The sequence below is a fragment of the Burkholderia sp. BE17 genome, from assembly GCF_009362305.1.
GTDB classification, from domain to species: Bacteria; Pseudomonadota; Gammaproteobacteria; order Burkholderiales; family Burkholderiaceae; genus Burkholderia; species Burkholderia pyrrocinia_C.
The window spans coordinates 82,115-96,025 of sequence record NZ_WHNU01000040.1 but is presented as its reverse complement, the minus strand read 5'-3'; the positions used below and the strand labels follow the sequence as shown (position 1 = coordinate 96,025).

Annotated in this window: 11 protein-coding genes; 8 read left to right on the top strand and 3 right to left on the bottom strand. The window is 68.7% G+C overall.

All coding sequences use genetic code 11. The features are described from left to right. Window positions 1-44: 44 nt before the first annotated feature. Window positions 45-923 carry an AraC family transcriptional regulator gene (locus GD429_RS29970; protein WP_152862469.1) on the bottom strand — a complete coding sequence of 293 codons (879 nt, stop codon included), beginning with the start codon at window positions 921-923 and terminating at the stop codon, window positions 45-47. A gap of 274 nt (window positions 924-1,197) precedes the next feature. Here GD429_RS29970 and GD429_RS29965 point away from each other — a divergent pair, with 274 nt between their 5' ends. The 4 genes from GD429_RS29965 (at window position 1,198) to eutC (ending at window position 6,537) form a co-directional block, all read left to right on the top strand. After that, window positions 1,198-2,661, top strand: coding sequence for a mechanosensitive ion channel (locus GD429_RS29965; RefSeq protein ID WP_152862467.1), 1,464 nt, complete (start codon window positions 1,198-1,200; stop codon window positions 2,659-2,661). Between the two features lie 186 nt (window positions 2,662-2,847). Beyond that, window positions 2,848-4,260, top strand: coding sequence for an ethanolamine permease (gene eat / locus GD429_RS29960; RefSeq protein WP_152862465.1), 1,413 nt, complete (start codon window positions 2,848-2,850; stop codon window positions 4,258-4,260). Window positions 4,261-4,351: 91 nt separating this feature from the next. Beyond that, a complete protein-coding gene (locus GD429_RS29955; RefSeq protein WP_034183858.1) occupies window positions 4,352-5,749 on the top strand; it encodes an ethanolamine ammonia-lyase subunit EutB in 1,398 nt (465 codons plus the stop codon). Beyond that, window positions 5,746-6,537, top strand: coding sequence for an ethanolamine ammonia-lyase subunit EutC (gene eutC, locus GD429_RS29950; protein WP_152862463.1), 792 nt, complete (start codon window positions 5,746-5,748; stop codon window positions 6,535-6,537). Before GD429_RS29955 ends, eutC begins: the two co-directional genes overlap by 4 nt. Window positions 6,538-6,567: 30 nt before the next feature. Here eutC and GD429_RS29945 read toward each other — a convergent pair whose 3' ends face one another. Next, window positions 6,568-7,452 (bottom strand): LysR family transcriptional regulator, encoded by an 885-nt coding sequence (locus GD429_RS29945; RefSeq protein WP_152862489.1) that lies wholly within the window; start codon window positions 7,450-7,452, stop codon window positions 6,568-6,570. Between the two features lie 155 nt (window positions 7,453-7,607). Between GD429_RS29945 and GD429_RS29940 the strand changes: the two genes are divergently transcribed. After that, entirely contained in the window at window positions 7,608-9,218 is a 1,611-nt protein-coding gene (locus GD429_RS29940; protein ID WP_152862461.1) for an MFS transporter, read from the top strand. A gap of 186 nt (window positions 9,219-9,404) precedes the next feature. Here GD429_RS29940 and GD429_RS29935 read toward each other — a convergent pair whose 3' ends face one another. Next, window positions 9,405-9,833 carry a pyridoxamine 5'-phosphate oxidase family protein gene (locus GD429_RS29935; RefSeq protein ID WP_152862459.1) on the bottom strand — a complete coding sequence of 143 codons (429 nt, stop codon included), beginning with the start codon at window positions 9,831-9,833 and terminating at the stop codon, window positions 9,405-9,407. Window positions 9,834-10,168: 335 nt separating this feature from the next. Here GD429_RS29935 and GD429_RS29930 point away from each other — a divergent pair, with 335 nt between their 5' ends. From GD429_RS29930 to GD429_RS29920, 3 genes are all read left to right on the top strand, one after another. Beyond that, on the top strand, window positions 10,169-11,695 hold the full coding sequence (locus tag GD429_RS29930) for an aldehyde dehydrogenase family protein (protein ID WP_152862457.1): 1,527 nt from the start codon (window positions 10,169-10,171) through the stop codon (window positions 11,693-11,695). Window positions 11,696-12,096: 401 nt separating this feature from the next. Further along, window positions 12,097-12,636: a hypothetical protein gene (locus tag GD429_RS29925; protein ID WP_152862455.1), complete on the top strand. Its 540-nt coding sequence runs from the start codon at window positions 12,097-12,099 to the stop codon at window positions 12,634-12,636. A gap of 208 nt (window positions 12,637-12,844) precedes the next feature. Next, window positions 12,845-13,879, top strand: a complete 1,035-nt coding sequence (locus GD429_RS29920) for a helix-turn-helix domain-containing protein (protein WP_152862453.1) — start codon at window positions 12,845-12,847, stop codon at window positions 13,877-13,879. Window positions 13,880-13,911 lie beyond the last annotated feature (32 nt).

The following is a 13,911-nucleotide window of genomic DNA, read 5'->3' as shown; positions in this document are numbered from 1 at the left end:
CCCCAGCACCCCAGCACCCCAGCACCAGCACCCCAGCCCTTCGATCAGCGCAGCGGCAGGTAAATCTCGGTGCGCAGGTCGGCCGGCGCCGCGTCCATCGGCGTGTTGAGGTACAGCTCGAACGGCGGCGCGTCGGCGGCTTCGCGGCCCGAGTGACGCAGCCAGTCGCCGTAGAGCCACTGGTAGGCCGTCTTCAGGTCCGCATACGGCCCCGTATGCAGCAGCACCGCGTATTCGCCGCCCGCTACCGTCGCGCGTTCGACGGGCGGCACCGGCTCGACGTCCGGCGCACCGTCGGCCGGGATGAAGCAGGCCTTCGCGCGCAACTGCGGTTCCGGCGTCGTGTCCGGATCGTCGTAGAAAATGCCGATCATCTTCGCGCCCGGGCCGATCAGCCCGTGTTGCCCGACCCACGCGCCGATCCGCGCGAACGCGTCGCCGACCTTCATGTACGCGCCAGTGTGCGCCACCGCGTAGCCGTGCAGTTCCGGCAGGCGCCGGATCTCGACTTCATGCTTGAACATGTCTTCCTCTCCTCTCTGTAGCGGATAGATGGGCCGGTGAACGCCCGTGCGTCGATGCTGCGCGGGCGGCACGCCGTATGCGTCGCGAAACGCCCGTGCGAACGCGTGCGTCGAGCCGTAGCCCGCGCGCCGCGCGATCTCGTCGAGCGGCCGCGCCGTGCAGACGAGATCCTCGGACGCACGCACGATCCGCATCCGCCGCACCGTCAGCACGATCGACTCGCCGTACAGCGCGCGATAGACGCGCTGCCAGTGATACGGCGACAGGCACGCGACCTCGGCGAGCCGGTTCAGGTCGAGCGGGCCGTCGAGGTGCGCGCGGATGTATTCGTGGACGCGCGCCACGCTGGCCGTATAGCGGATCCACGCGGGTTTGCCGGTTTTCGTTTCGACTGTCATCGGCGTGTCCGGACAAGAACCGAAGCCACGGTAGCACGGCCCGAACGGATAAATCTTGCGGAAATGCGTAGCGGCCGACAAATCCGCCCCTTTTTATTTGCCGAAATGGGGTCTTGTCCCCCTGCGATCTATGTCTAAAGTTAAAGACGGTGAAATCGGGTGAAGACGTCATTTTTCTCGGGTAAGTTGTTCAGACGGCAACGCACGCCATTCGAAGTACGCAGGTAGTTCGTCGATGTTCAATCGCAACGCCACGTTTTCGGGAGAACAAGAAATGGATGCTTCCAGCTTCATCACGTCGCTGCAGACCACGCTAGGCGGATATCTGCCGAAGATCGCCGGCGCGATCGGCATCCTGGTGATCGGCTGGCTGATCGCGGTGGTGGCGCGGGCCGGCGCGCTGCGCCTGCTCGGCGCGCTGAAGGTCGATCAGCGGATCAACGAAAGCACCGGCCAGGGCGCGTACGTCGAGCGGATCATCGCTGGCGGCCTGTTCTGGCTCGTGCTGCTCGTCACCGCGGTGGGCATCTTCAACGTGCTCAACCTGTACGCGGTCTCCAATCCGTTCTCGCTGCTCGTCACGCACATCGTCAACTACCTGCCGAACCTGATCGGCGGCGCGGCGCTGACGCTGATCGCGTGGCTGATCGCGTCGCTGCTGCGCAGCCTCGCGAACCGCGCACTGAAGGCCAGCAAGATCGACGACAAGCTGTCCGAAGGCGCGGGCATGCAGCCGATGAGCGGCTACCTCGGCGACGTGTTGTTCTGGCTCGTGATCCTGATGTTCCTGCCGGCGATCCTCGCGTCGTTCGCGCTGTCGGGCCTGCTGTCGCCGGTGCAGGGGATGGTCGACAAGCTGCTCGCGATCGTGCCGAACCTGTTCGCGGCCGCGGTGATCGGCTTCGTCGGCTGGGTCGTCGCGCGCGTGCTGCGCGGCCTCGTGACGAACCTGCTCGTCGCCGCCGGCGCCGATCGCCTCACGCAGCGTCTCGACAGCCCGACGCCGGTGCGCGTGTCGAGCCTGGTCGGCACGATCGTCTACGTGTTCGTGTTCGTGCCGACGCTGATCTCCGCGCTCGACGCGCTGAAGATCGACGCGATCTCGGGCCCGGCGACCAACATGCTGAACCAGTTCCTCGGCGCGGTGCCGGACATCGTCGCGGCGATCATGATCGTGCTCGTCACGTTCTACTTCGCGCGCTTCGTCGCGTCGCTCGCGCAGAAGCTGCTGGAAGCCGCCGGCGTCGACGGGCTGCCGGCCGTGCTCGGCGTCGAGCGCGTGTTCTCGGGGATCCTGCAGCCGTCGGTGCTGGTCGCGCGGCTGATCGTGTTCTTCGCGATGCTGTTCGCGTCGGTCGAAGCCGCGAACCGGCTCGGTTTCTCGCAGGTGCGCGACGTCGTCACGCTGTTCATCGAATTCGGCGGCCACGTGCTGATGGGCGGCGTGATCCTCGTGATCGGCGTGTGGCTCGCGGGCCTCGCGCGCCGCGTGATCGAGCAGGCCGATCGCGAGCACAGCGTGCTGTTCGCGCGCATCGCGCAATTCGCGATCCTCGGCCTCGTGTTCGCGATGGGGCTGCGCGCGATGGGTATCGCGAACGAGATCGTCCAGCTCGCGTTCGGCCTCGTGCTCGGCGCGATCGCGGTGGCCGTCGCGCTGTCGTTCGGCCTCGGCGGCCGCGAAGCGGCCGGCAAGCTGCTCGACCGCTGGTTCAACCAGCGCAGCGGCGGCCAGTAAGCGTGGGGGACCCGGCCGCTTCGTGCGGCCGGATGGCACGCGCGACGACCGCGGCTGGCGTTTCCGTCAGCGAAATGTCAGCCGCGATCTTTGCCGAATTTCGATAACACGTCGTTTAATGACTCTCTAGCATCGATTCTCAGTCGCGCAGGCCATCGGGCCCGGCGCCTTTGAGGAGAGAGTCCGATGAAAGCAGAGTCGAATGGCCGGCCCGCCGCCGGCGCCAAGTCGTCCGGCCAGCCCGCGCTGCAGCAGACGCTCGGGACCTGGCAACTGTGGGGCATCGCGGTCGGCCTCGTGATTTCCGGCGAATACTTCGGCTGGAGCTATGGCTGGGCGAGCGCCGGTACGCTGGGCTTCGTCGTCACCGCGCTGTTCGTCGCGGCGATGTACACGACCTTCATTTTCAGCTTCACCGAACTGACGACGTCGATCCCGCATGCAGGCGGCCCGTTCGCGTATGCGCGCCGCGCGTTCGGCCCGACCGGCGGTTATCTCGCCGGCGCCGCGACGCTCGTCGAGTTCGTGTTCGCGCCGCCCGCGATCGCGCTCGCGATCGGCGCGTACCTGCACGTGCAGTTTCCGGGGCTCGAACCGAAACACGCGGCGATGGGCGCGTATCTCGTGTTCATGGCGCTGAACATCGTCGGCGTGCAGATCGCCGCGACGTTCGAGCTGGTCGTCACGCTGCTCGCGATCTTCGAGCTGCTGGTGTTCATGGGCGTCGTGTCGCCGGGCTTCGCGTGGAGCAACTTCATGAAGGGCGGCTGGTCGGGCGCCGATCATTTCAGCGTCGGCGCATTCCACGGGATGTTCGCGGCGATCCCGTTCGCGATCTGGTTCTTCCTCGCGATCGAAGGCGTCGCGATGGCCGCCGAGGAAGCGAAGAACCCGAAGCGCTCGATTCCGATCGCCTACGTGGCCGGGATCCTGACCCTCGTCGCGCTCGCAATCGGCGTGATGGTGTTCGCCGGCGGCGCGGGCGACTGGACCAAGCTCGCGAACATCAACGACCCGTTGCCGCAGGCGATGAAGTACATCGTCGGCGCGAACAGCGGCTGGATGCACATGCTCGTGTGGCTGGGGCTGTTCGGTCTGGTCGCGTCGTTCCACGGGATCATTCTCGGCTATTCGCGCCAGATCTTCGCGCTGGCCCGCGAAGGCTACCTGCCGGAGTGGCTCGGGAAGGTGCATCCGCGCTTCAAGACCCCGCATCGCGCGATTCTCGCGGGCGGCGTGGTCGGCATCGCGGCGATCTACAGCGACGAGCTGATCCAGTTCGGCGGGCAGACGCTGACCGCGAACATCGTGACGATGTCGGTGTTCGGCGCGATCGTGATGTATATCGTGAGCATGGCGTCGCTGTTCAAGCTGCGCCGCTCGCAGCCGAACATGGCGCGGCCGTTCCGCGCACCGATGTACCCGATCTTCCCGGCATTCGCGATTCTCGCGGCGGTGATCTGTCTCGGTACGATGGTGTACTTCAACGGGCTGGTCGCGCTGGTGTTCCTGGGCTTTCTCGCGATCGGCTACGCGTACTTCCTCGCGACCCGTTCGCAGCGCGAGAGTGCGCCCGGCGACGCGCTGCTGGAGGAATGAGCATGGCGACGGTGAACGGCCGTTCCTGACGGCATCCGGCGCGCCCTGTCGAACGGGCGCGCCGTCGGCTTTTGGCAAGGAGACTCGCACGATGTCCTACACGGAGACGATCGGTCCGCGCACGTACCGCTTCGCGGACCTGAAGACGCTGCTCGCGAAGGCGAGCCCGCTGCGTTCCGGCGACCAGCTCGCCGGCGTCGCGGCGGCGAGCGAGGAGGAGCGCGTCGCCGCGAAGATCGCGCTCGCGGGTGTGCCGCTGAAGGCGTTCCTGAACGAAGCGGTGATCCCGTATGAAGACGACGAGGTCACGCGCCTCATCGTCGACGATCATGACGCTGCCGCGTTCGCGGAAATCTCGCATCTCACCGTCGGCGATTTCCGCAACTGGCTGCTGTCGCCCGCGGCCGACGGCGCGGCGCTCGAACGGATCGCGCCGGGCCTCACGCCGGAGATGGTCGCGGCCGTGTCGAAGTTGATGCGCAACCAGGACCTGATCGCGGCCGCGCGCAAGCGTCGCGTGGTCACGCGCTTTCGCAACACGGTCGGGCTCGCCGGCCGGATGTCGGTGCGGCTGCAGCCGAACCACCCGACCGACGACGTGAAGGGGATCGCCGCGTCGATGCTCGACGGGCTGATGTACGGCTGCGGCGACGCGATGATCGGCATCAACCCGGCGACCGACAGCCTCGCGGCGATCGTGAAGCTGCTCGCGATGATCGACGGGTTCCGCGAACGCTACGGCGTGCCGACGCAGTCGTGCGTGCTCACGCACGTGACCAACACGATCGCGGCGATCGAGAAGGGCGCGCCGGTCGATCTCGTGTTCCAGTCGATCGCGGGCACCGAGAAGGCGAACGCGAGTTTCGGAATCTCGCTCGCGCTGCTCGGCGAGGCGCGCGAGGCCGCGTTGTCGCTGAAGCGCGGCACCGTCGGCAACAATCTCATGTACTTCGAGACGGGCCAGGGCAGCGCGTTGTCGGCGAACGCGCATCACGGCGTCGACCAGCAGACCTGCGAAGTGCGCGCGTATGCGGTCGCGCGCAAGTTCGAGCCGTTCCTCGTGAACACGGTGGTCGGCTTCATCGGGCCCGAATACCTGTACGACGGCAAGCAGATCATCCGCGCGGGGCTCGAGGATCACTTCTGCGGCAAGCTGCTCGGCGTGCCGATGGGCTGCGACATCTGCTACACGAACCACGCGGAAGCCGACCAGGACGACATGGATACCTTGCTGACGCTGCTCGGCGCGGCCGGCATCAACTTCATCATGGGGATTCCGGGCGCGGACGACGTGATGCTGAACTACCAGAGCACGTCGTTCCACGACCAGCTCTATGTGCGCGAGGTGCTCGGCCTGCGGCGCGCGCCGGAGTTCGAGGAGTGGCTGGAGACGATGGAGATCGCCGATGCGCACGGCGCGCTGCGCGCCGCGTCGGCCCGCGTGCCGCTTCTGGCCGGCGCGAACGACTGGATGGGGTTGTCAGCATGAGCGATGCCGTCGAAAAGAATCCGTGGGGCCAGTTGAAGTCGTTCACGAACGCGCGGATCGCGCTCGGCCGCGCGGGCAACAGCCTGCCGACCGCGCCGCTGCTGGCCTTCAACCTGTCGCACGCGCAGGCGCGCGATGCCGTGCACCAGCCGCTCGACGCGGACGCGCTGCGGCGCGAGATCGAGGCGGCCGGCCTGCTGCCGACGCTCGGCGTGCAGAGCGCCGCGCCGGACCGCGACCACTATCTGCGCCGGCCCGATCTCGGCCGCAAGCTTTCCGATGACAGCCGCGGGCTGCTCGCGGGTTACGGCGCGGCGCTCGACGATGCGCCCGACGTCGTGTTCGTGGTCGGCGACGGGCTGTCGGCGTTCGCGGCCGCGAAGCAGGCGCTGCCGCTGCTGCAGGCGGTGCGCCCGAGGCTCGACGCGGACGGCTGGCGGATCGGCCCGGTGGTGGTCGCGAAGCAGGCGCGCGTTGCGCTCGGCGACGAGATCGGCGAGCTGCTGCGCGCGAAGGTGGTTGCGATGCTGATCGGCGAACGGCCGGGGCTCAGTTCGCCGGACAGCCTCGGCGTGTACCTGACGTGGGCGCCGAAGGTCGGCTGCCACGACGCGCTGCGCAACTGCATCTCGAACGTGCGGCCCGAAGGGCTGCCGCACGCAGCCGCCGCGCACAAGCTGCATTACCTGATGACGCATGCGCGCAGGCTCGGGCTGACCGGCGTCGGGCTGAAGGACGACAGCGACGCGCTGTTGCCGCAGGCGGAAGCGGAGCGGATCGGGGCATGACAGCGCGGCGGGCGACTGCGTGCGGGGCAGCTACCTGAACAGCCGCTCGCACAGGAAATCGACGAACACGCGCAGCTTCGGCGACAACTGCCGGCTCGACGGCCACACGATCGAGAACTGCCCCGGTGCGATCCGGAAGTCGTCGAGCACCGTGACGAGCGCGCCGTGTTCGAGCGCGTCGCGCGCGAGGAAATCGGGCATGTAGCCGATGCCGAGCCCCGCGAGCACCGTGCCGCGCAGCGCTTCCATGTTGTTGCAGGTCATCGCGGTGCGCAGCTTCAGCGGCGTGCCGTCGTCGGCCGCGAGCGCCCAGTCCTGCAGCTTGCCGGTGGTCGGGAAGCAGTAGCGCACGCAGTCGTGCGCTTCGAGATCGCGCGGCGTGTGCGGCGTGCCGGCCTGCGCGAGATACGCGGGCGTCGCGCACAGCACGAATGCGAACGGGCCGAGCCGCCGCGACATCAGGCTCGAATCCGACAGCGGGCCGCTGCGGATCACCGCATCGAAGCCACCTTCGACGACATCGACCATCCGGTCGTTGAAGTCGAGATCGAGCTCGACGTCCGGATAACGCTGCCGGAACTCGGGCAGCACGGGCAGCAGGAAGCGGTAGCCGATCACCGGCAGGCTCACGCGCAGCTTGCCGCGTGGGCGCTGCGCCGATGCCGTCACGGTCGCTTCCGCATCGCGGAAATCCTCGAGGATCCGCTGGCAGCGTTCGTAGAAGTGCCGCCCCTCTTCGGTGAGCGTGACGCGCCGCGTCGTGCGGTTGAACAGGCGCACACCGAGCGACTGCTCGAGTTTCGCGATCGTCTTGCCTACCGCCGACGCCGAGATGCCGAGCGCGCGGCCGGCCGCGACGAAGCTCAGCGCTTCGGCGGTGCGGACGAAGGCGACGATGCCGGTCAGGTTTTCCATCGAATCGAGGTGCATGCGCCGACGGGCGCGGCCGAGTGAATTGCGGAATTCTAGTCCGTTATATCTGGAACTTCGCGTGGTTTTTCGCGGATTGAATCGGATTTATCTTCTGTCGCTCTGACGGCGCATCCGCGCCGGCGTTTCGAGGAGCGATGATGGATCATCCGTTTTCAGCCGTATCGGCGGATTCCGCGCGGCGGCGCGCGTGGGTGCTGGCCGCCGTCTGCATGGCCGCCGTCGCGCTGCCGCTGTCGTTTTCGGGCGGCGCGGTCGCGACGCCGGCGATCGGCCGCGACCTGCATGGCGGCACGGTCGCGATGAACTGGATCACCAACGCGTTCATGCTCGCGTTCGGCAGTTTCCTGATGGCGGCCGGCGCGCTGGCCGACCAGTTCGGCCGCAAGCGGCTGTTCGCGATCGGCGTCGGCGGTTTCACGCTGATGTCGGTTGCGCTCGCGTTCGCGCCGTCGATGCTCGCGGTCGACCTGCTGCGCGCCGCGCAAGGGCTGGCGGCGGCCGCGGCGCTCGCGGGCGGCACGGCCGCGCTCGCGCAGGAGTTCGACGGCGCGGCGCGCACGCGCGCGTTCAGCCTGCTCGGCACGACCTTCGGCATCGGGCTCGCGTTCGGGCCCGTGCTGGCCGGCGGCCTGATCGGGCATTACGGCTGGCGCGCGATCTTCGTCACGAGCGCGGTGGCCGGCGTGCTGTCGCTCGCATTCGGGCTGCCGCGCATGCGCGAGTCGCGCGACCCGCACGCGACCGGGCTCGACTGGCCCGGCACGGCCGCGTTCACAGCCGCGCTGACGCTGTTCACGTTCGGCGTGATCGAGGCGCCCGCGCGCGGCTGGACCAGCGCGCTCGTGATCGTGCTGCTGGCCGGCGCGGCGTTCGGCGCGTGCGCATTCGTGACGATCGAGACGCGCGTCGCGCGGCCGATGCTCGACCTGTCGCTGTTCCGCATCGCGCGCTTCGTCGGCGTGCAGGTGCTGCCGATATCGACCTGCTGCTGCTACATCGTGCTGCTCGTCGTGCTGCCGCTGCGCTTCATCGGCATCGACGGCTTCAGCGAGATCGACGCCGGCTGGCTGATGCTCGCGATCTCCGCGCCGATGCTCGTCGTGCCGTTCGCCGCGGCGACGCTCACGCGCTGGCTGTCGGCCGGCGTGATCTCGGCGCTCGGGCTGCTGGTCGCGGCGGGCGGGCTCGTGTGGCTGGGTGAAGCGCTGCGCGGCGGCGCGGGGCCGGCGGCGATCGCGCCGATGCTCGCGATCGGGATTGGCGCCGGGATGCCGTGGGGGCTGATGGACGGGCTGTCGGTGAGTGTCGTGCCGAAGGAGCGCGCGGGAATGGCGACGGGGATCTTCAGCACGACGCGCGTGGCCGGCGAGGGGATCGCGCTCGCGATCGTCGGCGCGGTGCTGGCCGCGCTCGCGCAGACGGGGCTGCGGCAGGCGGCCGGCGCAGCCGGCACGTCCGACGCGACGCTGCGTGCGGCCGCGCGGCTCGCGACCGGCGATCTCGCGGGCGCGGCTGCTGCGTTGCCGGGCGTCGGCCATGCGGCGCTGCTCGCGAGTTATACGCATGCGTTCGACCGGCTGCTGACCGGGTTGGCCGTCGTCACGGTGCTGTGCGCGGTGGTGGTGTTCGTGTTTCTCGGCGGGCGGTCGGCGGCTGAAGCGGGCGACGACGCGGACGGGCATGCGCATGCGGACGCGCCGGCGCGCAGCCGGATCGAACCGGCCTGTGCGGAGACGCACGGGCGTTGAGCGTCGCGTCGTCACGCATGGGTGCTTTGGCGATGGCGGCCGGAGCCCCCGTGCAGTGCTGCATCACCGCATCTGCGCGTTGAGCGTCGCGTCATCGCGCGTGGGGCTTTGGCGATGGCAGCCGGAGCGCCCGTGCAGTGCTGCACCACCGCCTTCGCACGCTGACGATCCGCCAAACGCATCACATCACGCCAGCACGAGCGGCGGCAGCGCCGCATCCGCGCGCACCCGCGCGTGCTCCACCTCGATCACCACATAGCGCCGCGCGTCGGGCCACAGATGCGCGCGGCTTCCCGCATCCTCGTCGATCGTCGCGCGGCCCTGCACGAGCCAGGTCGTCTGGCGCACGAAATCGACGAACAGCAGCGCGATGGCCGGATTCACGAGCAGGTTGCCGATCGTGTTGAACAGATTGTTGCCCGCGAAGTCGGGCAGCACGAGCGTGCGGCGGTCGGGGATGTCGACGAGCGGCTCGAACGCGCCGTCGGCGCGCGGCTGGCGGCCGCGGTACGAGCAGTCGCTGTCGCCCGTCGCGTCGGCGGTCGCGACGATCAGGAACGCCTGCTCGCGGATGAACGCGACGGCGTCGTCGGTCAGGGGGGGCGGGTCGCTCATGGTGTCGGCCGGCGCGAACGCCGCCGCATGTGGATGGGATGCGCGATTCGCACGCAAGCGACATGCCACGCGTCGTGGCCCGCATGCCTGTGTCGTCCGGCACAGCCGCTGTGGAAATTCAGAACACCGGCTACCCCGCTGCGCAGTCGCGGTGTTCCGAATCGACACACCCGCCGTGCTGCGTGCGTGAACACGGCGCGGCGCGCACCCGTGCCGGCCGTGGTCGTCGTGCTTTCCTTTTGCTCCCGTCCGTTTGGCACGCATGTTGCGTAAACCGATGCAGCGCGATCCAACCGGCGCTGTACTTACACAAGCACGATGAACAGGAGACATGTATGAACCCGTTTGACCTGAAACAACTGGGCCTCGACGTCGAATACCCGTACCGTCAGCAGTACGACAACTACATCGGCGGCAAGTGGGTGGCGCCGGTGAAGGGCGAGTATTTCGAGAACGTGTCGCCGATCAACGGCCAGCCGTTCTGCCGCATTCCGCGCTCGGGCGCCGACGATATCGAGCTGGCGCTGGACGCCGCGCATGCCGCGCGCCGCAAGTGGGGCAAGACGTCCGTGGCCGAGCGCGCGAACCTGCTGCTCGCCGCCGCCGACCGGATGGAAAAGAACCTGAAGCTGCTGGCCGTGGCCGAGACGATCGACAACGGCAAGCCGCTGCGCGAGACGATGGCGGCCGACCTGCCGCTCGCGGTCGACCACTTCCGCTACTTCGCGGGTTGCATCCGCGCGCAGGAAGGCGGCATCTCCGAAATCGACGACAACACCGTCGCGTACCACTTCCACGAGCCGCTCGGCGTCGTCGGCCAGATCATCCCGTGGAACTTCCCGCTGCTGATGGCCGCGTGGAAGCTCGCGCCCGCGCTCGCGGCCGGCTGCTGCGTCGTGATGAAGCCGGCCGAGCAGACGCCCGCGTCGGTACTGGTGCTGATGGAACTGATCGGCGACCTGTTCCCGGCCGGCACGATCAATATCGTGAACGGCTTCGGCAAGGAAGCGGGCGAAGCGCTCGCGACCAGCAAGCGGATCGCGAAGATCGCGTTCACGGGCTCGACGCCGGTCGGCAAGCACATCCTGCGCGCGGCGGCCGAGAGCCTGATCCCGTCGACGGTCGAACTGGGCGGCAAGAGCCCGAACATCTTCTTCGCCGACGTGCTCGATCAGGAAGACGCGTACCTCGACAAGGCGCTCGAAGGGCTCGCGATGTTCGCGCTGAACCAGGGCGAAGTGTGCACGTGCCCGTCGCGCATCCTGATCCAGGAATCGATCTACGAACGCTTCATCGAGAAGGCCGTCGCGCGCGTCGAGCGCATCAAGTCCGGTCACCCGCTCGACCTGCAGACGATGATCGGCGCGCAGGCGTCGCAGCAGCAGCTCGACAAGATCCTGTCGTACATCGACATCGGCCGCGGCGAAGGCGCGCAATGCCTGACGGGCGGCGAACGCACGGCGCCGGCCGCCGAACTCGGCACGGGCTACTACGTGAAGCCGACGATGCTGCTCGGCAACAACAAGATGCGCGTGTTCCAGGAGGAAATCTTCGGGCCGGTTGCGTCGGTGATGACGTTCAAGGACGAGCAGGAAGCGATCGAACTCGCGAACGACACGTTCTACGGGCTCGGCGCGGGCGTGTGGACGCGCGACGGCACGCGTGCGTACCGGATGGGCCGCGAGATCGAAGCCGGCCGCGTGTGGACCAACTGCTATCACCTGTACCCGGCGCACGCGGCGTTCGGTGGTTACAAGCAGTCGGGGATCGGTCGCGAGACGCACAAGATGGCGCTGTCGAACTATCAGCAGACGAAGTGCCTGCTGGTGAGCTACCAGGCCGAGGCGCTCGGGTTCTTCTGATCTGATCGTCAAGGCAGTGGCGAAGCGCCGGGGCCGGCCGGTTGGCAAAGGAGCGCCGGCCGGTACGGTTGCCGGTGTTCGACGGTGACGCGCGTGATGCGGGCTGCGTAGAAGGTTCGACGGGCGGGCGACGGTTGCCCGGCCGTCGCGCGGCTCACGCGCGGGTGCGATACGCTGGCTATCGGCTATCGGCTATCGGCTATCGGCTATCGGCTATCGGCTATCGGCTATCCGGCCACCTGGCCACCTGGCCACCTGGCCATCCGGCACTTCGCCATTTTCGACTTCGACATCCGTCCCCCGGCGTTGGCCGCGCATCGTCGCGGCCAACGCCGGAAACGATACCGGCAGCCGCGTGTTCGCGGCGGCACGGTGCGCCGATGCGTGTAACGAAAACCAGCATGGCAGAGCTGCCCCGATCCTTTCCACGCCACCCCGTATTCCACGCGGGCGAACTCGACGCGCAGCACCGCTTCGGCGTGGCTGACGAAGCCGAGCGGATGAGCGGCGTCGTCACGACGCGCGTGAGCATCGGCGTGCGGCAGTTCGTCGAATCGCAGCCGTTCATGTTCGTCGGCACCGCATGTGGCGGACGTGCAGCCGTGACGTGCGACATCGTGCAGAGCCTGCGCGACGCGAACGGCGAGCTGCTGCCCGTCGTCCGCGTGATCGACACGAAGACGCTGCGGTTCGCGTTGCCCGCACACCGCGACGGCCGGATCGACGCGACAGCGTGCGACGGCAGCGGGGTCGGGTTGCTGTTCATCGATTTCGTGCGCGGCATCCGCTACCGGATCAACGGCCGCGCGACGCTGCGTGCCGACTTGCCCGAAGCGGACGCGGCGCCCTGGCCGGTTGGCAGCGCGATCGTCGACCTGACGGTCGCGCAGGCGTACGGCAACTGCGGCACGCGGGTCGTGCGGCTGAAGCCGGCCGGGTAGCCGGTATTCGGTAGCCGGTGGCGGCGGCGGATATGCGCGGTCGCAGCGCGGATCGCACCGGCGGCGTGCGTGGCACGCCGCCTTCGGGTGCGCCCGTATCGCGCGCGCCGGCCGGGTAGCGTGAAATGACGGGTTGTGCGCCGGGCCGCGCGGTTCGGCACGGGACTTGCGTGACAGGTGCGGTTCCGGGCAGGCGAAGGAGAACACGATGGATCAACACGTGGCGAGTATCGAAGAACCGACGGCCGAAGACACGCGTCGCAACGCGCAGGGCGACGACGCGCTGGCCGGGCAGGCCGTCGTCAGCGTCGCGCACGACGCTGACGAGCAGGCGCGCAACCTGATCGGCTGGCGGCAGACCTACGACCAGCTCGCGGCCGGCCGCTTCGTCGGCACGCTGACCGAGCTGCCGCTCGACACGATGAAGCTGTTTCGCGAATCGACGAGCCACCTGCTGCGCCAGGCATGCGAGGTGCGCGGCGATGCGTACTGGTTCGGCATCCCGCTCGTGTGCGACGGCACGGCGCGCGTCGACGCATGCCGCATCGGGCCCGGCGCGCTCGCGTTCCGGCCCGGCAACGTCGAATTCGAACTGCTGACACCCGCGCAGTTCTCGATCTACGGCGTCGTCGTGCGCGGCGACGTGCTGCGCCGCTATGCGGAGGAGGTCGAACGTTGCGCGCTAGACGAGCGGCTGTTCACGCAGCGCGTGATGCAGGTCGGCGATGCGCGGCTCGCGCGCCTGTGCGCGCTGCTCGGCCGCCGGCTGGATGGTGCGGTGGCCGTGGCCGGCCCGCTGCCCGATGCGCAGCGCGACGACCTGCAGGCCGAGGTGCTGGCCGCGCTGTTCGATGCGTGCGCGCAACCGGGCGACGACGGTGCCGGCCGCGCGCCGTCGACGCGACGCTGGATCGTCGGGCAGGCGCGCGACTACGTGCTCGCGCACCGCACGCGCCCGGTTGGCGTGCCCGAGCTGTGCGAGCAGTTGCACGTGAGCCGGCGCACGCTGCAGTACTGCTTCCAGGACGTGCTCGGGATGGCGCCCGCGACCTATCTGCGCACGCTGCGGCTGAACGGCGCGCGGCGCGATCTGTGCGGCCGCGCGGCCGGCTCGGTGCAGGACGTCGCGGAGGCGTGGGGCTTCTGGCATCTCAGTCAGTTCGCGACCGATTACCGGCGGCTGTTCGGCAAGCGGCCGTCGGAGACGCTGCGCGATCGCGCGGCGACGGTCGCGGCGGGGTGATGACTGCGGCGCCGGCGTTCCGGCTGGCTGCC

Excerpts from the sequence above, each read along its gene's own strand:
- GD429_RS29970 (WP_152862469.1), bottom strand. The coding sequence starts at position 923 with ATGACAGTCGAAACGAAAACCGGCAAACCCGCGTGGATCCGCTATACG.
- GD429_RS29965 (WP_152862467.1), top strand. The coding sequence starts at position 1,198 with ATGGATGCTTCCAGCTTCATCACGTCGCTGCAGACCACGCTAGGCGGA.
- eat (WP_152862465.1), top strand. The coding sequence starts at position 2,848 with ATGAAAGCAGAGTCGAATGGCCGGCCCGCCGCCGGCGCCAAGTCGTCC.
- GD429_RS29955 (WP_034183858.1), top strand. The coding sequence starts at position 4,352 with ATGTCCTACACGGAGACGATCGGTCCGCGCACGTACCGCTTCGCGGAC.
- eutC (WP_152862463.1), top strand. The coding sequence starts at position 5,746 with ATGAGCGATGCCGTCGAAAAGAATCCGTGGGGCCAGTTGAAGTCGTTC.
- GD429_RS29945 (WP_152862489.1), bottom strand. The coding sequence starts at position 7,452 with ATGGAAAACCTGACCGGCATCGTCGCCTTCGTCCGCACCGCCGAAGCG.
- GD429_RS29940 (WP_152862461.1), top strand. The coding sequence starts at position 7,608 with ATGGATCATCCGTTTTCAGCCGTATCGGCGGATTCCGCGCGGCGGCGC.
- GD429_RS29935 (WP_152862459.1), bottom strand. The coding sequence starts at position 9,833 with ATGAGCGACCCGCCCCCCCTGACCGACGACGCCGTCGCGTTCATCCGC.
- GD429_RS29930 (WP_152862457.1), top strand. The coding sequence starts at position 10,169 with ATGAACCCGTTTGACCTGAAACAACTGGGCCTCGACGTCGAATACCCG.
- GD429_RS29925 (WP_152862455.1), top strand. The coding sequence starts at position 12,097 with ATGGCAGAGCTGCCCCGATCCTTTCCACGCCACCCCGTATTCCACGCG.
- GD429_RS29920 (WP_152862453.1), top strand. The coding sequence starts at position 12,845 with ATGGATCAACACGTGGCGAGTATCGAAGAACCGACGGCCGAAGACACG.